The organism is Candidatus Viadribacter manganicus, from assembly GCF_001679665.1.
GTDB lineage: Bacteria > Pseudomonadota > Alphaproteobacteria > Caulobacterales > Aquidulcibacteraceae > Vitreimonas > Vitreimonas manganica.
Genome location: NZ_CP013244.1, coordinates 2,779,270 through 2,796,833 on the forward strand (window position 1 = coordinate 2,779,270; position 17,564 = coordinate 2,796,833).

At 62.0% G+C, this 17,564-nt stretch carries 20 protein-coding genes and 1 pseudogene; 16 read left to right on the forward strand and 5 right to left on the reverse strand.

Going from position 1 to position 17,564, the window contains the following annotated elements; all coding sequences use genetic code 11:
- Positions 1 to 3: 3 nt before the first annotated feature.
- From ATE48_RS14195 to ATE48_RS19825, 3 genes are all read left to right on the forward strand, one after another.
- Positions 4 to 2,724, forward strand: coding sequence for a TonB-dependent receptor (locus tag ATE48_RS14195; RefSeq protein WP_066772571.1), 2,721 nt, complete (start codon positions 4 to 6; stop codon positions 2,722 to 2,724).
- A gap of 116 nt (positions 2,725 to 2,840) precedes the next feature.
- On the forward strand, positions 2,841 to 4,490 hold the full coding sequence (locus ATE48_RS14200) for a phosphatidylglycerol lysyltransferase domain-containing protein (RefSeq protein ID WP_066772573.1): 1,650 nt from the start codon (positions 2,841 to 2,843) through the stop codon (positions 4,488 to 4,490).
- On the forward strand, positions 4,487 to 4,663 hold the full coding sequence (locus ATE48_RS19825; RefSeq protein ID WP_156767780.1) for a hypothetical protein: 177 nt from the start codon (positions 4,487 to 4,489) through the stop codon (positions 4,661 to 4,663). The genes ATE48_RS14200 and ATE48_RS19825 overlap by 4 nt, the downstream gene beginning before the upstream one ends.
- Here the strand turns inward: ATE48_RS19825 and ATE48_RS14205 are convergent.
- The 3 genes from ATE48_RS14205 to ATE48_RS14215 all read right to left on the reverse strand — a co-directional run bounded on the left by ATE48_RS14205 (position 4,650) and on the right by ATE48_RS14215 (position 7,026).
- A complete protein-coding gene (locus tag ATE48_RS14205) occupies positions 4,650 to 5,105 on the reverse strand; it encodes a DUF2147 domain-containing protein (protein WP_083197364.1) in 456 nt (151 codons plus the stop codon). The two genes, ATE48_RS19825 and ATE48_RS14205, sit on opposite strands and share 14 nt — an antisense overlap.
- Complete coding sequence (locus tag ATE48_RS14210; RefSeq protein WP_066772574.1) at positions 5,102 to 5,905, reverse strand: sterol desaturase family protein; 804 nt, start codon at positions 5,903 to 5,905, stop codon at positions 5,102 to 5,104. Before ATE48_RS14210 ends, ATE48_RS14205 begins: the two co-directional genes overlap by 4 nt.
- A gap of 89 nt (positions 5,906 to 5,994) precedes the next feature.
- Complete coding sequence (locus ATE48_RS14215) at positions 5,995 to 7,026, reverse strand: AraC family transcriptional regulator (RefSeq protein WP_228126633.1); 1,032 nt, start codon at positions 7,024 to 7,026, stop codon at positions 5,995 to 5,997.
- Positions 7,027 to 7,208: 182 nt separating this feature from the next.
- On the opposite strand from ATE48_RS14215, the gene rplK reads away from it, so the two are divergent.
- The 6 genes and pseudogenes from rplK to map all read left to right on the forward strand — a co-directional run bounded on the left by rplK (position 7,209) and on the right by map (position 11,101).
- The gene (rplK, locus tag ATE48_RS14220; protein ID WP_066772577.1) at positions 7,209 to 7,655 is read left to right on the forward strand and encodes a 50S ribosomal protein L11; all 447 of its coding nucleotides are present in this window, start codon (positions 7,209 to 7,211) and stop codon (positions 7,653 to 7,655) included.
- A 4-nt stretch (positions 7,656 to 7,659) separates the two neighbouring features.
- Entirely contained in the window at positions 7,660 to 8,388 is a 729-nt protein-coding gene (gene rplA / locus ATE48_RS14225; protein ID WP_066772578.1) for a 50S ribosomal protein L1, read from the forward strand.
- A 76-nt stretch (positions 8,389 to 8,464) separates the two neighbouring features.
- Positions 8,465 to 8,689 (forward strand): annotated as a pseudogene (locus ATE48_RS20475) (NAD(P)-dependent alcohol dehydrogenase); the annotation flags it as partial.
- A gap of 196 nt (positions 8,690 to 8,885) precedes the next feature.
- Positions 8,886 to 9,578 carry a hypothetical protein gene (locus ATE48_RS14230; protein ID WP_066772580.1) on the forward strand — a complete coding sequence of 231 codons (693 nt, stop codon included), beginning with the start codon at positions 8,886 to 8,888 and terminating at the stop codon, positions 9,576 to 9,578.
- Positions 9,579 to 9,625: 47 nt separating this feature from the next.
- Positions 9,626 to 10,348, forward strand: a complete 723-nt coding sequence (locus tag ATE48_RS14235) for a class I SAM-dependent methyltransferase (protein ID WP_066772581.1) — start codon at positions 9,626 to 9,628, stop codon at positions 10,346 to 10,348.
- The gene (map, locus tag ATE48_RS14240) at positions 10,349 to 11,101 is read left to right on the forward strand and encodes a type I methionyl aminopeptidase (RefSeq protein WP_066772582.1); all 753 of its coding nucleotides are present in this window, start codon (positions 10,349 to 10,351) and stop codon (positions 11,099 to 11,101) included.
- Here the strand turns inward: map and ATE48_RS14245 are convergent.
- On the reverse strand, positions 11,098 to 11,343 hold the full coding sequence (locus ATE48_RS14245; RefSeq protein WP_066772583.1) for a helix-turn-helix domain-containing protein: 246 nt from the start codon (positions 11,341 to 11,343) through the stop codon (positions 11,098 to 11,100). The two genes, map and ATE48_RS14245, sit on opposite strands and share 4 nt — an antisense overlap.
- On the reverse strand, positions 11,343 to 11,825 hold the full coding sequence (locus ATE48_RS14250) for a DUF2975 domain-containing protein (RefSeq protein ID WP_066772584.1): 483 nt from the start codon (positions 11,823 to 11,825) through the stop codon (positions 11,343 to 11,345). Before ATE48_RS14250 ends, ATE48_RS14245 begins: the two co-directional genes overlap by 1 nt.
- Positions 11,826 to 11,929: 104 nt before the next feature.
- On the opposite strand from ATE48_RS14250, the gene ATE48_RS14255 reads away from it, so the two are divergent.
- The 7 genes from ATE48_RS14255 (at position 11,930) to rplL (ending at position 17,432) form a co-directional block, all read left to right on the forward strand.
- Positions 11,930 to 12,856: an ABC transporter ATP-binding protein gene (locus tag ATE48_RS14255; protein WP_066772585.1), complete on the forward strand. Its 927-nt coding sequence runs from the start codon at positions 11,930 to 11,932 to the stop codon at positions 12,854 to 12,856.
- Positions 12,853 to 13,578, forward strand: coding sequence for an ABC transporter permease (locus ATE48_RS14260; RefSeq protein ID WP_066772586.1), 726 nt, complete (start codon positions 12,853 to 12,855; stop codon positions 13,576 to 13,578). The genes ATE48_RS14255 and ATE48_RS14260 overlap by 4 nt, the downstream gene beginning before the upstream one ends.
- A 140-nt stretch (positions 13,579 to 13,718) precedes the next feature.
- Entirely contained in the window at positions 13,719 to 14,939 is a 1,221-nt protein-coding gene (locus ATE48_RS14265; RefSeq protein ID WP_066772588.1) for an acyltransferase family protein, read from the forward strand.
- 9 nt (positions 14,940 to 14,948) lie between these two features.
- The gene (locus ATE48_RS14270; RefSeq protein ID WP_066772590.1) at positions 14,949 to 15,572 is read left to right on the forward strand and encodes a hypothetical protein; all 624 of its coding nucleotides are present in this window, start codon (positions 14,949 to 14,951) and stop codon (positions 15,570 to 15,572) included.
- Positions 15,573 to 15,575: 3 nt separating this feature from the next.
- On the forward strand, positions 15,576 to 15,875 hold the full coding sequence (locus tag ATE48_RS14275) for a winged helix-turn-helix domain-containing protein (RefSeq protein ID WP_066772592.1): 300 nt from the start codon (positions 15,576 to 15,578) through the stop codon (positions 15,873 to 15,875).
- A gap of 612 nt (positions 15,876 to 16,487) precedes the next feature.
- Positions 16,488 to 17,003, forward strand: coding sequence for a 50S ribosomal protein L10 (gene rplJ / locus ATE48_RS14280; RefSeq protein ID WP_066772594.1), 516 nt, complete (start codon positions 16,488 to 16,490; stop codon positions 17,001 to 17,003).
- A 54-nt stretch (positions 17,004 to 17,057) separates the two neighbouring features.
- The gene (gene rplL, locus ATE48_RS14285; protein WP_066772596.1) at positions 17,058 to 17,432 is read left to right on the forward strand and encodes a 50S ribosomal protein L7/L12; all 375 of its coding nucleotides are present in this window, start codon (positions 17,058 to 17,060) and stop codon (positions 17,430 to 17,432) included.
- Positions 17,433 to 17,564: the final 132 nt, after the last annotated feature.

Sequence of the window (17,564 nt, forward strand, 5' to 3'; positions counted from 1 at the left end):
GTCATGTCTAAGAAAAAGGACCTGTTTGGGGCAGGTGCACGCGCAGCATTGACGATAGCGCTCGGCGCGAGCGCGCTCGCGGCGACGCCGGCAATGGCGCAAGAGGAAGACGATACGATCGTCGTTACGGCGACGCGCCGTGATCAAGCGCTGCAAGACGTGCCGATCGCGGTGACGCCGGTGACCTCGGAAATGATCCAGAACTCCGGTATCCGTGACGTTCAGGATCTGACGTCGGTTGCGCCTTCGCTTCAATTCAACGTTTCGGAGTCTGAAAGCTCGGCGACCGCGCGCCTGCGCGGTGTTGGCACGCAAGGCTCAAACCCTGGCCTTGAGTCCGCAGTCGGCATCTTCGTCGACGGCGTCTATCGCGCGCGTAACGGCGTTGCGCTCACCGATCTCGGCGAAGTGCAACAGATCGAAGTTCTGCGCGGACCGCAGGGCACGCTGTTCGGCCGCAACACCTCGGCCGGCTTGATCACCATCACCACGGTGCAGCCCGACCTCAACGAGTTCGAAGCAGGCGGCGAAGCCACGTACGGTGATTTCGGCGAAACGCGCTTGTCGGCGGATCTCAACATTCCGCTCTCTGAAGATGTTCTGGGCCTCCGCGTCTTTGCCGCAATGGCAGAGCGCGATGGCTTCATGTCGATGAACAATGATGGCGCCAATCCGCTGTTGGCCTCATCGAACCTGACGCAGCACGATTCCAACACGCGTGACATGTACACGCTGCGCGGCCAGTTGCTGGCGCAGTTTTCGCCGAATGTCGAAGGCCGCTTCATCCTCGACTATTCGGAGCGCGATGAATTCTGCTGCGCAGCGCAGGTCTATAACCCGATGCTGCTCAACGGAAACCCGGTGACGATCCTCAGCGCCGCGGGCGTTGAAGGTGCGCCGATCCCGTTCGGCGCCGGCCGTCAGCAATTGATCGCCAACTTGGGCGGCTATGGCCCGAACGTCAGCGCGCTGACGCCATTGGGCGCGCTCGGCGCCGGCAACATCGATGACCGCAACGGCTTTGCTAACCGCGACTATGCGCAGAGCATCGAAGATTACGGCGCCTCGGCTGAGTTCAACTGGGAGATGAATTCCGGCACAACGCTGACTTCGATCACGGCCTATCGCAATTGGACGCAGAATGGCCGCAGCGATTCCGACTATTCGCAGGCGGATCTTGTGTACGTGCCCGGCGGCGGCGGCACGGAATTCCAAACGTTCACGCAGGAACTCCGGCTCGCAGGCGAGTGGGGCAATCTCGATTGGTTGGTCGGTGCGTTCTATTCAGATGAGCAAATTAATCGTCAATTCTCGTTCTTCACCGGCTCGCAATATGGGGACTATTTCCGCATGTTGGACAACGTGCTGGTCGGCGGCGCGCAAACACCGGGCATCGGCAACGTGCCCGGCGCGGGCGCTTCGGGCGTCGTGAACAACCTCTATGATGAGATCGATGTCTTCTTGCCGGCCGGCGCTGGCACTGGCGGTTACACCGATCGCTATCATCAAAATGGCGAGTCGATCGCGCTCTTCACCCACAACATCTTCTCGTTGGGCGAGCGCACCGATCTCACGGTCGGCGCGCGGTTCACGCATGAACGCAAACGTCTAACCGCAAGCTTCCACACGATCTTCGACGGCGAAGCAATGCTCGACGCGGCGATCTCCGACGCTGAACTCGATGCAGGGCAGGCGCCGGGAACGCTCGCGGCGTTCTCAAACTGCAACACGGCCGTCAATCCGAGCGGTGCGCTTGCAGGCTTTGCGACCGTCATCGCGGTTGCGCGCTCAGGCTATTGCGTGCCGTGGTTCCGCGACGATCTCGACGCGGTTGGCTACAACCAAGAGCGCAGCGAAGATGAATGGTCAGGCTTGGTGGCGCTGCGCCACGAGTTCACGGACAGCATCTCCGCCTACGCTTCGGCGTCGCGGGGCTATAAGGGCGGCGGCTTCAACCTCGATCGCAACTTTGCAAGCGTCTTCACGGGCGGCGCACCGGACACCTCGTTCGCTGCCGAACTGGTTGATGCGTACGAAGTCGGCATCAAGACCGGTTGGTTCAATAACGCACTGCTCTTGAACCTTGCGGTCTATCAGAACCAGTACGAGAACTTCCAACTCAACACCTTCAACGGCATTCAGTTCGTTGTGACGTCGGTGCCGGAAGTGGAAGTGACCGGTGCGGAGATGGACTTCATCTGGCGCACGCCGATCGATGGTCTGGCGCTCCAGGGTGGTCTTGCCTACAACGACGCCACGTACGGCGCCGATTGCACGCCGGCTGCGACATGCGGTGGCTGGGTCTCGCAAAATCGTAACCCGATCACGGGCGAGCCGACTTTGGCCCGCTTGCCGAACTCACAGCTGACCAACTCTCCGGAGATCACCGCAACGACCGCGTTCACTTACGAACGTCCGTTGTTCAACGGCGCGCTGAACGGCCTCTTCTATCTCGACGCTCGCTATGTCGACGATCAGAACACCGGTTCGGACTTGCGCCCGTCGAAGGTGCAGCCGTCCTACACACTGTTCAACGGCCGGATCGGCATCTCGTCGGCTGATGACAACTGGTCACTCGAACTGTGGGGTCGCAACCTCACCGACGAGGGCTACGGCCAGATCATGTTCGACGTGCCGCTGCAACTGGGCTCAGCGGGCCCGACGCAAGGTGCGTTCCTCGGCGATCCGCGTACGTACGGCATCACGCTGCGCGTACGTCACTAGACGACTAAGGCGGCTGGCTTCGTCCTCGCCAGCCGCCATCCCTCCAAAGCAATCTCGGCCGCGGGGCTCTCCGCGGCCGTTTTGTGCTGAGCTGCGATGCGAACTAAGCTTCGCGGATGAGTGATGCAGCCCGACTTGAAAGTGGCGAACCGGCCTGGCGCGCGCGCTTGTTCGAGGCGGCGCCGCACATCGCTGCGGGATTGGCGTTCGCGGCGGGTGCGTTCACGCTCATTGCGGTGGCGACACCGGCATTGCCGCCTTTGCGCGGGCTGGGCGCGCTGGAGCGCGTCGTCAACGAATTGCCGGAGCTCAGCGCTAGCATCGCCGGCGTTGCGCTCATGGGGCTGGCGACGGGACTAAGGCGCCGTATCGACGCGGCTTGGGCCGCGACCACAGCGTTGATGCTCGCCGTTTGTCTCTACGCGGCGATCCGTCATGGCCACACCGCCGCGGCCGCCACGGCTGGCATTGCGACAATGGGATTGGTGATCTCGCGTCGCGCCTTCTATCGGCACTCGCGGCTCATCGATCTTGTGCCCGATCCGCGCGTGGCGCTCGGCATCGCGGCAGCGTTTGGCATTGCGTTGCTCGGCGCCTTGTTGTGGGCCGGAGAGCGGCCTGACTTCGCCGCCGCGCCATGGTGGGCGCTGCTGACGGGCGAGCATCTTGGCCGCCCGGGGCGCGCGCTTGCCGTCGCCGCGGCGGCGATCAGCGTTGTTGGCGTGCAATGGTGCTTGCTGAGCCGTGCACGCGGCGCGCCCCTGCCAGCGGCGACGGAAGATATCGCACGCGCTGAGACGATCATTGCGGGCGCTGACGACGCGTTACCGGATGCGCAGCTCGCCTTCACCGGCGATAAAAGCTTTGTGTTCGCCGATGAAGCCATGGCGATGACGGCGCGCGGCGGCGGCAGCTTGATCGCGATGGGTCCGCCGGTTGGCAAGCGGCGGTGCTGGCGCGGCGTGCTGACTGCGCTGCGCACCGAAGCTGAGCGGCTTTCGCTGCGGCCTGTTGTGTACGCGGCGCCGCCGGAGTTGCTGCCAGATCTTTTGGATCTCAACTTCCGCGTCGAAAAGATCGGTGAGAATGCGATTGTCGATGTAAAGGATTTCACATTGGCGGGCTCTGCGCGCCAGAAGCTGCGCTCATCTCGGCGCAGGTTTGTTGAGCGGGAAGGGGCGGTGTTCGAAGTGCTGGAGTCGCCGCATGCGCCCGGGCTTTGGGACGCGCTGCGCCCCGTTTCAGATGCATGGCTCGCGGCGCATGGCGGGCGCGAGAAGATGTTTTCGCTTGGCGCGTTCGATCCTGACTATTTGTCGCGACACCCGATTGCGGTTGCGCGGTTGCACGGACAGATCGTTGCGTTCGCCAACATTTGGCTAACCGCGGATCGCAAGCGCGGCGCAGTCGATCTTATGCGTCACGTGTCCGATACGCCAAGCGGCATAATGGATTTTCTCTTCACGGAGATTCTGCTTTGGGCGCAGGCACACGGGCTGGAGAGCATCGATCTCGGCATGGCGCCATTGGCGGGTTTGGCCGAAGAGACGAAGTACGCCTCGTTGTTCGCGCGTGTTGGTAAGTTGGTGCATGAGCGCGGCGAGCAGTTTTACGGCTTCCAGGGATTGCGTGCGTTCAAGGACAAGTTCGATCCACGTTGGGAGCCCCGCTATATCGCGGCTGTTGGTGGCTGGACGCTGCCGATCGTGCTGGCGGACGTCGCGGTGCTGACCAACGGGCCACGCGCGCCCGCGGGCGCGCCATGAAGATCGAGCGCGTTAGCCTTGTGCAAGCCGTTGTCGCCGTCGCCATCGTGCTGGCCGCCGCCGCACTGCTCGTGCCCGGGCTCGCGACCATCGTTGGACGGATGATCGCGAACCTTTGGGTCACGGTGATGGGCGCGGTGGCCGCCATCCTCGGCGGCCTTATGGGAATGTAGGCCGCGGAATTGAGCTGAGGCGTCGCCAAACCTGCGTCTGGCAGAACGGACCGGCGCACCCGCGCAAGTGTAACACCTCGCCATCCGGGCGGATCGAGCCGGAATAGGTGCGCCCGTCTTCCAGATTGTAGACCTCGCCGCCGACCCACGCGTTGTCTCGCCACATGAAGTCACGCAGCATCTCGACGCCAATGGCGCTGCGCGGGACGCGCGAAGTATCCCACGCCCAAATCAAGCGCCCGCACAAACGCTCGCGCGCATCCGTACAAGACGAGAGTCGCACAACGGCGCCTAGACCGGGCGTCGCCCAATCGCCGACCAGATCGTTGACGGTTGCGGCGCGCGCCGGTTGCGCCAGCGTCCACGAGAAGGCGAGCACGATTGGTGCGAGCGTGACGACTGAGAGCACAAGCGACGCGAGTTTTCCGATGAGCCTGCTCATGCTGGGCGCTCCGCCGTTTGCATGTTGCTGGATTTGAGTTGCTTGCGCGTCGCGGCGGCGAAGCGCGCGTAGTATTCGGGATGCTCGGTGCCCATCAGGCGATCCCACCACGTAAAGTAGAGGCCGTAATTCGCGCCGGCGCTGGAATGATGCAGATCGTGGTGCGTGGTGGTGGTGAGAAAATCGAACATGGGGCGGCCATCACGGCGCGCGGGGAAGAGTTCGTAGCCGGAGTGACCCAGCGTGTTGCGGACGATTTGGTGCAGCATGAAAACGCCAACCACCCACCATTGCGTCGGCACGACGATCATCCACAGCGGCACGAACAAGCCGTTGATCGCCGCTTCGCCGATGTCGAAGCTGTAGGCGGTGAAGGGAGAGGGGTTGTTGGACTTGTGGTGACGGCGGTGGAAGACGCGGAAAAGGCGCGGGTCGTGGATGAGCCGGTGTGTCCAATAAAAGTATGCGTCGTGCGCAAGGATCATCAGCGCCAGAGTTGCCCAGGCCCAGCCAGCGCCCCAAGCGATGGCGATCTGCGGGCCCGGTAATAGTCCCGCGTGTTCGAGCGCGAAGGTAAGGAGCCCGATTGTGGAGAAGATCGCGATCGAGCGCAGCGAGGCGGTGAACTCGATCAGCAATTGTTTCGGCTTTGGCGTCTCGGCTCGAATCTTCCGGCCGGCGAGCGGTCTTGCAAGAATGACCCAAAGCGTGAGCCAGACCGCAACGGCGAAGACGACGTAGCGGGTTAGATCCGTGCTGACGTTCATCAGCCATTGATTGGCGAAAGCAGCGATGTCCATGTTGGCCTCCTTGGCTGGAGGCGTGATCACCGACGCAGGCCCCAATCGTCTCGCCGGAGCCGGAAAAGGCCGCTTGGTTTCGAAATTGGCTAGGGATTTTCAGTTTCGGCGAGCCTTTGGCGGCGCCATTCGGTCGGTGTTTGGCCGGTGGCTTCCTTGAAAGCGCGATTGAACGGTCCGAGTGAGCCGAAGCCTAAATCGAAGGCAATGGTCGAAATGGATTCACGCGCCTTCGCTGGATCGGCAAGGCGTGCCTTGGCGGCGTCGATGCGCCGAGCATTCACAAACGCCGCGAAATTGCGGAAGCCGAGATGGTCGTTGATCAGGCGGCGGAGCTTGTGCTCCGGCGCGCCGGTCTCGGCGGCGAGAGCGCCGATCGTGAGGCCCTCGCGCTTCCAGGCCTCGCCCTCGGCCATGAGCGCTTCGAGCTTCGTGAGGATGAGCCGATCGCCTGCGTCGAGTCCGTCCTTGGGGGTCTGCGCGCTGCGTGCGCCGCCAAAGAGTTCGGGCTCGGCCCGCAAGAACGCAATCGCGCCAAGGCCGCACATGAAGGCGAGCGCTGCCGCGCCCGCGAACGGAAACCAAGATTGCGCGAGGCCCAGTCCTTCGCCGATCTCGAAGCCTGAAAGGGCGATCACATAGATCGTCACTACGCCAAGGACCGGGCCTCGCAAGCGGCGGCGGGCTTCGACGAGGTCGCCGCGCCAGGAATTGGCGATGACGAATAGCCCATGGATGGCGAAGGCCGCCTCAATGAGGTTGTGGCCGATCCAGATCGGGCTGCTCATTTCTTGGCGGCCGAGCCAGCCAACCAGGCCAACGGCGGTAAGAATACCACCGGCGGTCAGGGTCGTCGGCGAAATTGGCCGGTCTTCGAACAGGGTGACGATGAAGAGCCAGAACCAGCCTGCGCCGCCCAGCGCGAGTAGGTGGACCGGGATTGAGGCGAACCCCAAGGCGTCTCGGGTTAGGCCGGACGAGTTGAGAACGTAGGCGGCGGCGCCGGCCGTTAGCAAAGCTCCGGCGATCTGGATGGCCAGGATGCCGCTTCGCCAGAGCCCCGCCGCCACGGCGGCCAGCGCCCCAAGCGCAAAGCCCCTGAGCACCAGCTCCCAGATCACGGCAGGTTCCATTTGGGCAGGGGTAGCACGTGGGAACTGGCTGTCGACAAGCCCCGGTCGTTTCGCTATACGCCCCGCTTCCCGCGTGGGAGGGGCCCTCAAGTCCATTGGGCTAGCCCGAACCACGCACCCACTCAGGTCGGCCGATTTAGCGATCGTCCGGCGTTAAGCGAGAGGCCAAAATGGCTAAAAAGGTACTGGGGCAGATTAAGCTCCAGGTGCCGGCTGGCGCTGCCAACCCGTCACCTCCAATCGGTCCCGCGCTCGGTCAGCGCGGTCTCAACATCATGGAATTCTGCAAGGGCTTTAACGCCCGCACGCAGGATATGCCGAAGGGCGATCCGTGCCCGGTGGTTATCACCTACTACCAAGACAAGAGCTTTACCTTTGAGATCAAGACGCCGCCGGCGTCGTTTCTGATCAAGAAGGCGGCGAAGCTCGCCACGGCGAAGAAGCCGGGCTCCGGCTCGAAGAAGCCGGGCGTCGATGTGGTCGGCAAGATCACGATGGCGCAGTGCAAAGACATCGCCAAGGCGAAGCAGAAAGATCTGAACGCCGCTGATCTCGACCAAGCCGCGAAAATGATCGCCGGCACTGCCCGTTCGATGGGCGTGGAAGTGGTGGAGTAATCAGATGGCAAACGCTCCTAAGAAAACCCCGGGCTTCACCAAGCGCATGTCGAAGAGCCATGCCGGTATCGACCCGCGCAAGCTGCACACGCTCGCGGAAGCGGTGAAGCTGATCAAAGAACGCGCCAGCGCGAAGTTCGACGAAACCGTCGAGATCGCGATGAACCTCGGCGTCGATCCGAAATATCCGGACCAGCAAGTCCGCGGCGTTGTCTCGCTGCCGAATGGCACGGGCCGCACCGCACGCGTTGCAGTGTTCGCTAAAGGCGCCAAGGCTGAAGAAGCCCGCGCTGCAGGCGCTGACATCGTTGGCGAACAAGATCTGTTCGACGTCGTCAACAGCGGCAAGATCGACTTCGAACGCCTGATCGCGACGCCGGACATGATGGCTCTCGTTGGCCGACTCGGTAAGGTGCTGGGCCCGCGCGGCCTGATGCCGAACCCGAAGGTCGGCACCGTGACCATGGACGTCAAAAAGGCCGTCGCCGACGCTAAGGGCGGCGCGGTCGAATTCCGCGTTGAGAAGGCGGGCATCATCCACGCCGGCATCGGCAAGGCGAGCTTCACCGAAGAGCAGATCCTGCAGAACGCGAAGGCGTTCGTGGATGCTGTTGCGAAGGCCAAGCCGGCCGGCGCGAAGGGCACCTTCGTGAAGAAGGTCGCTCTGTCGACGACGATGGGTCCGGGCGTTCGCCTCGATCCGGCCGCCGCGATCGCTGCCGCCGCTCAATAAGTTTCAGCTCTGCTGAAAAGCGAAGCGCTCTGGTGAAAGCCGGGGCGCTTTTCGTTTGTCGAAGGATGCCGCGCAGATGGCGGCGCACAAGAACAGCTTTCATTTGATCATCAACTCCGTCTCGGCGGCGCATGATCTTGAGGCGTTCATGCGCTTGTTGCGCCGCAACGGCACGCTCTGTCTCTTGGGTGCGCCGCCAATTACCGAAAGCCATTCCTGGCCGGCAGTGTTCACGCTGTTGATGGGGCGGCGGTCTGTTGCTGGTTCGCCCATTGGTGGCATTCGCGAAACCCAGGAGATGCTCGATTTTGCGCTGAGAAGGGCGTGGCGCCGGAGATCGAGATTATCGCGCCGGAGGGCGTCAACGGCACTTACGAGCGCTTGACCAGGGGAGATGTCCGCTACCGCTTTGTCATCGACATGAGCACGCTCTAAGAGACTTAAACGCCCCGGTGAAAGCCAGGGCGTTTTGGTTTTTGGCGTGCTAGGCGAAGGCGATGAGTGACGATCCGAAGTTGAAGCAGGCCACCGGGGAAGTCGGCGCCTATCTGTTGGCTCAGTACCGCGATGAGCGCAAAAGGCTGCGCGCCGCCGATGCTGCGAGTGCGCTGGGCGGATTGGCGGGTATCTTCGCGCAGATTCAAGCGCGCGCGATGATGCAGTCTGGTGCGATCAAGCAGACAGAGACCACTTTGGCCGAGGTCACCACGCAGACGGGCGAGCGTTACTATTTCGGCGACGCGATCAACGCGGTGCTCTTGGATGGCGCGCGCGAGGCGCCGTCGTTTTGGAATCTCGCCGGCGGCGCGGCGCGAGACGCTAAGATTGGCGATAAGATCGATGTGCTGGAAATCGCTAAACGCGCCACGCGAGATGTCGGCAGTCCGAAATTCGGCCAGCCCCTGGTCGTTGGACGTTATAAGTTGAGCGAGACGCCGCTGCAGGCGGTGCGGGCGCATGGGCCATGGTTTCTGGCGCGTTTTTTGGAGATGGGTCTTGAGCCGCCGAAGCTGATGTGGGTGTTTGGTTCCGTGGCTCAGAGCTTTGCGCCGTTCGCCGCTGGCGAGGTCAAGGACCTGCAACCGGATGTTTCGGTAATGCGCGTCGATCTGGTGCGCATTTACATGGAAGCGGCGGTTCCCATGTCGAAAATGGATCTGCGCACCGTGGGCATGGCAATCGAGCCTTAGGCGTTGCCCGCTACCTCTGCCGGGCTCGCTGTGCTAGGCACGGGTCCATGACACAATTGAACTGGCCCACCCTTGCTGAAGAAATCTCGCGCGGAACCGTGCGCGATCCGATGCAGCACTTTCGTGCACGCCAAAAGCGCAATTGTCCGCTCTGTGGGTTCACCGGCTATTTTCTGAGCGCAGGGCCGCGCCAGGAAGCGCGCTGCCCGAATTGTGCCTCCAAAGAACGTGACCGGATCATCGCGCTTTATCTCCGGCGCAACAATCTCGATCCGAACGACAAGCGCGTCCTGCATTTCTCCGCCGAGCGCCCGTTTTTCCATCAGTGGAAGCGCAACCCCAAATACGTCGCAGGCGACATCAAGCGCAGCGCGGTGGCCAACGCCGTCGTCGACATCACGGCGCTGAGCTATCCGGACAACGAGTTCGACGTGATCGTGTGCAACCACGTGCTCGAACACGTGCCAGAAGATGCAAAGGGCATGGCTGAGTGCTTCCGCGTGATGAAGCCAGGTGGCACGGGCATCTTCTCAGTGCCGATGGACGTCAACGCGGAAGAGACTTGGAATCCGCCGCCAGGGACGCCGGTGGAAGAGATCGAGCGCATTTGCGGCCGCACGCACGTGCGCCTCTATGGCCTCGATTTCCCGAAGCTTCTCGCGAGCCATGGCTTTGTCGCGGAGGAGATCTTGTTCTCGAGCGAAGAGAATGAGCGCCACCGCCTCGCGGCCGAGAAGGTCTATGTCGTGCGCAAGCCGGCGGCGAATTAAATGACGATCGATAACGACAACGATCTCGAAGCGTTGAAGCGCATCGGCGCTATCGTCGCGCAGACGTTGCAAGCGATGGGCAAGGCGCTTCAGCCCGGCATGACGACGCGCGAGCTCGATGAAATCGGGCGCGTGTTGCTGGAGCGCGAAGGGGCGCGGCCAGCGCCGGCGCTGACCTATAACTTTCCCGGCGCCACTTGCATCTCGGTGTTCCCGGATATTGCGCACGGCATTCCAGGTGAGCGGGTGCTGAAGGCAGGCGATCTGGTGAACATTGACGTGTCGGCCGAGCTCAACGGCTATTTCGCCGACACAGGCGCAAGCTTTGCTTTGGCGCCGGTGGCGACGAAGATCGACAAACTCATGCGCAACGGCAAACGCGCAATGTGGTCCGGTATCAACAGTGTGCGCGCTGGCTCGCGGCTCAGCGATATCGGCGCGGCGATTGAAAATTTCGCCGACAAGAACGGCTATTCGCTCATCCGCAATCTCGCGAGCCACGGCGTTGGCCGCGGCCTGCACGAAGATCCAACCTCGATCCCGACTTGGAATGAGCCGGGCGAACGGCGCCGCATTCATGAAGGCATGGTGTTCACCATCGAGCCGTTCCTTTCGATGGGCTCCGAATGGGCGATCGAAGGCGGCGATGAGTGGACGCTGCGTGCCGATACCGGCCGGCCAACGGTTCAGTACGAGCACACCTTGGTGGCGACCAAGCGTGGCGCTGTCGTGCTGACGGCTGTCGCCGCCTAATCGTCGTCGTCGCGATCCGGGACGATCAAATCGTTCTCGTCGAAATCATAGTCGAGCAATTGCGCGGGTTTGCACTTTAGCGCCGCGCACAGGCGCGCCAGCGTGCCGAAGCGAATGCCGCGTACTTTTCCGGAGCGAAACAGCGAAAGCTGCGTTTCGGAAATGCCGACCTCCGCCGCGAGGTCTTTGGCCTTGATGCCGCGGCGGGTGATCAGTTCGTCGAGAGTGATCCGGATCGGCATCAGATGATGTCGTCCAGTTCGCTCTTCATCGCGTGCGCTTTCGCCATGAGATGCGAGAGCAATACCAGCGCGCCGCCGACAACGCTGAGCACGATATCGGACAGATCAAAGTTCAGAAAACCGCCTTCGGTGAATTGGACGAGGCGCAGCAGGTTGGTGAGGAAGAAGATGCTGAACACGCCGCCGATAATGAGCGACCAGCCGAGTGTGGCGAGCGCCTTTGTTTGCGCGTCGCCGAACATCCGCCCTTGGGCGACTTCCGCGAACGCGGGGCGCAGTGACCAGACGCCGTAGAGGTAGCAAAGCTGCGGGGCGAGCATGATTAGCGCCACGGTCACCTGATCCCATTCGATGGCCCGCACGAGATAGGCGCCGAAGAACTGCAGCAGCTGCAGCACCAGCACGGTGAGCGTGACCCACGTGATGACGGTGCGATAGCGGGCGCTTCGGGCGCGGAGGGAAGTGCTTGGCTTGCTGGACATGATTGTTTCTGCGCCCTGAAACTTGCGGATGGTTCTTTAACCTTGACTTAAAGAGCGTCGGAGCGCAAGATTTAAGTCTAACTTAAATAACCCGGAGGGTAAGAATGGCTGCGCTGGCTGTGCAGACGAATGCGCTGACGCGCCGGTTTGGTGGGCGCAAGGTCGTCGATGCGGTGTCGATGAGTGTGCCGGCGCGGAGCGTCTACGGCTTTCTAGGCCGGAACGGTGCTGGAAAGACGACGACGCTGAAAATGCTGCTCGGGCTGCTGAAGCCGAGCGCGGGCGAAGCCAGGCTGTTCGGCGTCGATGTTGGCCGCGACCGGCTGGGGGCGTCGCGCAAGGTCGGGGCGCTGATGGAGGCGCATGGATTTTACGCAAACCTCTCGGGCCGTGAGAATTTGGATCTGACGCGAACTCTGCTTGGCGCGCCGCGTGCGGAGTTGGACCGCGTGCTTGAAGTCGTCGAGATGCGCGCACACGCGAACAGGCGGGTATCGGATTATTCGCTCGGCATGCGCCAGCGTTTGGGCATTGCGCGCGCGATGATCGGTGCGCCGCCGCTGCTTATTCTCGATGAGCCCACGAACGGGCTCGATCCTGATGGCATCTCCGACATGCGGGTATTCTTGAATGCGCTGCCGGAGCGCACGGGCGCAACGGTGTTGGTGTCGAGCCATTTGCTTGGGGAGATCGAGCAGACAGCGACGCACGTTGGGATTCTAAGTCATGGGCGGCTTGTCGTTGAAGGCGCGTTGTCGGTTTTAAAGGCGGGCCTTGCCCCGGAATTGGCGATTGAGGTGGACGATTTTGAGCGCGCTGGTGCGCTGGCGGCGGCGCAAGGCTTTATCGTGCAGCGCACGCCACAGGCTCTAATCGCACGACTCAATCCGCGTGACGATGCGCGCAATGCCGCCGCAGCGCTGAACCGCGCATTCGTGGAGGCCGGCGTTGCGGTGTTTTCGATCGCCCATAAGGCGCGATCGCTTGAGGGCATTTATCGCGAAGCTGCGAAATCGGGAGCTGCATCATGATCGCCGTGCTCGCTGTTGAATTTCGAAAGCTTAATCGATCGCTGGCTTTGCTGCTCGCGTTTGTCGCGCCAGCCTTGATCGCGGCTTTCACATTCTTCCTGATGCTGCGAGATTCCGCGCCGAAATCGTATGACAATTGGCTTTTGACCGGCGAGGGGATCTGGGCGTTCTTCATGCTGCCGATGAGCGTCACTGCGCTGACAGCGTTGGTCGCGCAAATGGAGCACGGCCCGAAATCTTGGGATCACTTGCGCGCGCTGCCACTGCCGCGTTGGCGGCTTTATGCAGCGAAAGCTGTATCGGTGATTGCGGTTGTGGCGTTGATGTCGGTGTTGACCTTGGCGCTCACGTGGGGAGCGGTCGAAGCGGCCTCCGCGCTGAAGCCTGCGGTGCGGCCGGAGAGCGCGCCTGATCTTGCCAAGCACGCTCTGATCTTGGTGAAGATGCTTGGCGCATCAATGTTGCTGATCGCGCTGCAGCTTTGGATGGCGCTTCGATTTGCGAGTTTCGTACCGGGCTTGGCGCTCGGCATCGGCGGCGCCTTCTTCGCCGTGGTCGCGACATCGGCGAAAGCTGGCGTGTTCATGCCGTGGCAGATGCCGGTGAACATGCTCGCCTCCGAGCAGTGGCGGGCGGACACGGCGCTTGCCTTGGGCGGGGTAGGCGGGTGGGTCGCGCTCGTGCTGATGGTCGCGCATCTGGCCGCGCGCGAAGTGCGGTAATCCGAGCAGTCGCGCTCATAATCAATCGCGATTGTCGCTCCGGGCCGGGAAGCAGGCAAAATTCAATCAACTAGTTTACAAAACAAACTAGTTGATGTACGACCGCCGCCGCCCGGAAGCGCCGGGAGTGGAGTTGGCGAATGGGTGGTGTTGGTGGCGGTGAGCGATATCACGCGCTCGATGCGGTAAGGGGTGGCGTGCTGATCCTTGGCGTGTTTTTCCACGCGACGCTGTCATTCCTGCCCGGCGAGCAGATGTGGATCGTGATGGATCAATCGCGCAGCGTTGAACTCTCGGTGTTGTTTTTTACCCTGCACGTCTTCCGGATGACCGTGTTCTTTGTGCTCGCCGGCTTTTTCGGGCGCATGCTGCTTGAGCGTCTCGGCGTAGGCGCCTTCGTGATGAACCGCGCAAAGCGCATCGCGATGCCGCTTGTGATGTTCTGGCCGATCGTGCTGACGGCGTTCATCGCGGTTTTGATTTGGGCCGCGGTGCAAGCCAATGGCGGTGTTGCGCCTGAAGGTCCGCCGCCGCCGCCGATGACAGCGGAGACATTCCCGCTGCTGCACTTGTGGTTCCTCTATGTGCTATTGATTTTTTACGCAGCAGCGTTGCTCGTTCGCTCGCTGGTGCGCCTCATAGATCGCAAGGGCGCACTGCGTGCCCGCTTGGTGGATCCGTTCACGCGCTTCGTTGCTGGGCCCATTGCGCCGGTGTTGTTGGCGATACCAGTTGCGATTGCGCTCTGTTTGAAACCCAGTTGGATGATGTGGTTCGGTATTCCGACGCCGGACACTGGGCTCGTTCCGAATACCGCGGCGCTTGTTGCCTATGGCGCCGCTTTCACCTTCGGGTGGTTGCTGCAGCGGCAGCCCCAAATTCTTGAAGGATGGGGTGAACGCTGGGCGCTTTATGTGGGCCCAGCAATCGGCGCTACCGCGACTGCGCTCATGCTCGCCGGCGGCGCGGGGCCCGTTGTTGAAGTGCTCGAACCAAGTCTGAAGACAGTTGGATTTGCCGCGCTCTATGGCTTTGCGAGCTGGACTTGGACAATCGCGATCATTGGATTCGCGGTCCGCCATGTTTCAGGCCACAGCCCGGCCCGACGTTATCTCGCGGACGCATCGTATTGGATCTACATCGTCCACTTGCCGATCCTCATCACGTTGCAGACGCTGGTCGCGCCTTACGATGGGCCGTGGTTCGTGAAGTACCCGCTGATCGTGGCGATGGCGTTCGCGATCATGCTGGCAAGCTATCAGTGGTTCGTGCGCTATTCTTTCATAGGCGCGATTCTCAACGGCAAGCGCCAGAAGCCGGCGCAGGCAAGGGCTCGGCCGCAACTTGCGGCGGCGCAGTAGGAGATCATCATGGCATCCGATCTTGAAACGGCCCGCGACGATCTCGCTTACATGCGCTCGCTGGTGCGCGGTGGCGGGGCGATGCAGTCGACGATTGGTGAGGCGTTCACTTGGGCCGGCGCGCTTTATGGTGGGCAATGCTTGCTGCATTGGCTGCAGACATTGCACCTGATGCCTGAGGAGGGGCTGGGTGCGCTGGCGATCGTGTGGGCGCCGACTTTGGTGTTTTGCATCATTCTTGGGGTCATCATCTGGAAGGATCGCAAAAAGCCGGCGGCGGGCGCTTCTGCGCGCGCGCTGAACGCGGTGTTTCAGGGCGCGGGCCTTGCCAATTTGGTCATGGCTTTTGTCTTCGGTTATGGCGCGACAAAAGCCGAGAGCTTCGGCCTCTGGCTCTATCACCCCATCGTCGTGTGCATGTTTCAGGGCGTCGCCTGGTACGTTGCGTGGAATATCATGCGCAAAGCTTGGCTCGGCTTGGTCGCAGCCGGCTGGTTCGCGACGACCGTGGCGCTTGGCATTACCGTGTTCGGCGACATCGGTATTTATCTGCTGACGCTGGGTGTCGCGTTGATCGCGTTCATGTGCGTGCCGGGGCTGATCATCTGGCGCGGCGCGCAGAAAGCTGCGTAACGGATGGCTTCGTTCGACATCGGCAAACTGGATGACGTCATTCACGGGCGCGTGCGCCTGGGGGTGATGGCGTATCTGGCGGAAGTCGAGGTCGCGGATTTCACCGAGCTCAAGACGTTGCTCGATGTCACCCAGGGCAATCTCTCGGTGCACCTGCGGAAGCTGGAGGAGGCCGAGTATGTCTCGATCGATAAAAGCTTCATTGACCGCAAGCCGCTGACACGCGTGCGCATGACGGATAAGGGGCGCTCTGCGTTTGCGGCGTATCTGGCCGCGATCGCGAAGCTGGTTGGCGATCGCTGATTTTTGCGGCGGCGCGCAGATCCAAAGTCCAGGGCGGCCCGCAGAGCCTTCAGGGCTGATGGAGTTGCGGATGGACGACGAAACCGAGCCGGTGCAGACCCACGAGAACCTTTTGAGTTTGCGGGCAGACGTTCGATCTGGAGGATCTCGACCGGGTCTTTCATTATGATGGCGCAGCGCACGAACCGCTCAGTGGCTCCGACGCCGCGTAGCGTGTCTTACGGAACGCAGGATGTGCCGGCCTCTTGCCAAAAGCAGGCAAGCGTGCCTGCGCCTCTTGCGGCGCTGCAATAAAGCGTGCATATGCCCCGATCCGACGGGGTTAACCCCTCGTCGATCCTGTCCGAGACTGCAGGCGCCACGCACATGGGCGACCCGTAAGGGTTCTATTTGCGCGGCTTAATGCGTTGAAAACCTTGGTTTTCCTCGCCTGCAATAGACAGAAGCTGACGTTTTTCGGGGGCGGCTGTCAAGCCGTCTCCCGCAGGCCGGCTCCTGGGACAGGCTGCGCGCTGACCGCGCGCCGCTCGGGGGTCTTAACCACCGGCCGGTTGGTCCGCGCGCGCTTACTACAGCGCCCGGATTGGCCGGGCGCTGACTGAGGAGACCGCAATGGATCGTGCTCAGAAAGCAGAAACGGTGGAATCGCTGAAAGGCGTTTTCTCCGGCGCTGGCGTGATGGTCGTTGGCCATTACTCCGGACTGACCGTTGCGGAACTGACGGTGCTGCGCACCCGGCTGCGTGCAGCCGGTGGTTCGCTCAAAGTCGTGAAGAACCGCCTCGTGAAATTGGCCATCGACGGTACGCCGAAAAGCACCGCCGCCGGCCTGTTCACCGGCCCAACAGCTATCGCCTATTCCGCTGACCCGATCGCCGCCGCCAAGGTGGCCGTCGCGTACGCCAAGGAAAAGGAACAGTTCGTCATTCTTGGCGGCTTGTTCGGCGACCAGCTGCTCGACAAGCAAGGCGTGCAAGCAATTGCGACGCTGCCTTCGCTCGACGAGCTGCGTGGAAAGATCATCGGCCTGGTGCAGGCGCCCGCGACCAAGATCGCCGGCGTGCTCGCAGCGCCTGGTGGTCAGCTGGCGCGCGTTCTCAACGCCTACGCGACCAAGGACGCCGCCTAACCGTCATTTCCGCATTTCATACCGAAACAAAGACAAACGTCAGGAACTAAGATTATGGCAAACCTCGATAAAATCGTCGAAGATCTTTCGGCGCTGACCGTCCTCGAAGCTGCTGAGCTCTCGAAGATGCTGGAAGAAAAGTGGGGCGTTTCCGCCGCCGCTCCGGTTGCTGTCGCCGCTGTTGGCGGTGGCGCTCCGGCCGCTGCCGCTGAAGAGAAGACCGAGTTCACGGTCCAGCTCACCAGCGCTGGCGACAAGAAGATCGAAGTCATCAAGGAAGTCCGCGCGATCACGGGTCTCGGCCTGAAGGAAGCCAAGGACCTCGTTGAAGGCGCACCGAAGCCGGTGAAGGAAGGCGTGAACAAGGCTGATGCCGAAAAGTTCAAGGCTCAACTTGAAAAGGCCGGCGCGAAGGTCGATCTGAAGTAACTCGCAAACAACAGACGGAAGCAGAGACCGGCAACGGGCTCCGCTTCCGTCATTGCGTGTCTCGATCGAGACACGCCGGAACGCCACCCGCCCGGGGCGCTCCGACTAAGGGTCGGGTTCGTGAGCCAAGCG

What these genes read in the sequence shown, in the direction of transcription:
- ATE48_RS14195 (WP_066772571.1), top strand. Translation starts at nt 4, where the DNA reads ATGTCTAAGAAAAAGGACCTGTTTGGGGCAGGTGCACGCGCAGCATTG.
- ATE48_RS14200 (WP_066772573.1), top strand. Translation starts at nt 2,841, where the DNA reads ATGAGTGATGCAGCCCGACTTGAAAGTGGCGAACCGGCCTGGCGCGCG.
- ATE48_RS19825 (WP_156767780.1), top strand. Translation starts at nt 4,487, where the DNA reads ATGAAGATCGAGCGCGTTAGCCTTGTGCAAGCCGTTGTCGCCGTCGCC.
- ATE48_RS14205 (WP_083197364.1), bottom strand. Translation starts at nt 5,105, where the DNA reads ATGAGCAGGCTCATCGGAAAACTCGCGTCGCTTGTGCTCTCAGTCGTC.
- ATE48_RS14210 (WP_066772574.1), bottom strand. Translation starts at nt 5,905, where the DNA reads ATGGACATCGCTGCTTTCGCCAATCAATGGCTGATGAACGTCAGCACG.
- rplK (WP_066772577.1), top strand. Translation starts at nt 7,209, where the DNA reads ATGGCTAAAAAGGTACTGGGGCAGATTAAGCTCCAGGTGCCGGCTGGC.
- rplA (WP_066772578.1), top strand. Translation starts at nt 7,660, where the DNA reads ATGGCAAACGCTCCTAAGAAAACCCCGGGCTTCACCAAGCGCATGTCG.
- ATE48_RS14230 (WP_066772580.1), top strand. Translation starts at nt 8,886, where the DNA reads ATGAGTGACGATCCGAAGTTGAAGCAGGCCACCGGGGAAGTCGGCGCC.
- ATE48_RS14235 (WP_066772581.1), top strand. Translation starts at nt 9,626, where the DNA reads ATGACACAATTGAACTGGCCCACCCTTGCTGAAGAAATCTCGCGCGGA.
- map (WP_066772582.1), top strand. Translation starts at nt 10,349, where the DNA reads ATGACGATCGATAACGACAACGATCTCGAAGCGTTGAAGCGCATCGGC.
- ATE48_RS14245 (WP_066772583.1), bottom strand. Translation starts at nt 11,343, where the DNA reads ATGCCGATCCGGATCACTCTCGACGAACTGATCACCCGCCGCGGCATC.
- ATE48_RS14250 (WP_066772584.1), bottom strand. Translation starts at nt 11,825, where the DNA reads ATGTCCAGCAAGCCAAGCACTTCCCTCCGCGCCCGAAGCGCCCGCTAT.
- ATE48_RS14255 (WP_066772585.1), top strand. Translation starts at nt 11,930, where the DNA reads ATGGCTGCGCTGGCTGTGCAGACGAATGCGCTGACGCGCCGGTTTGGT.
- ATE48_RS14260 (WP_066772586.1), top strand. Translation starts at nt 12,853, where the DNA reads ATGATCGCCGTGCTCGCTGTTGAATTTCGAAAGCTTAATCGATCGCTG.
- ATE48_RS14265 (WP_066772588.1), top strand. Translation starts at nt 13,719, where the DNA reads ATGGGTGGTGTTGGTGGCGGTGAGCGATATCACGCGCTCGATGCGGTA.
- ATE48_RS14270 (WP_066772590.1), top strand. Translation starts at nt 14,949, where the DNA reads ATGGCATCCGATCTTGAAACGGCCCGCGACGATCTCGCTTACATGCGC.
- ATE48_RS14275 (WP_066772592.1), top strand. Translation starts at nt 15,576, where the DNA reads ATGGCTTCGTTCGACATCGGCAAACTGGATGACGTCATTCACGGGCGC.
- rplJ (WP_066772594.1), top strand. Translation starts at nt 16,488, where the DNA reads ATGGATCGTGCTCAGAAAGCAGAAACGGTGGAATCGCTGAAAGGCGTT.
- rplL (WP_066772596.1), top strand. Translation starts at nt 17,058, where the DNA reads ATGGCAAACCTCGATAAAATCGTCGAAGATCTTTCGGCGCTGACCGTC.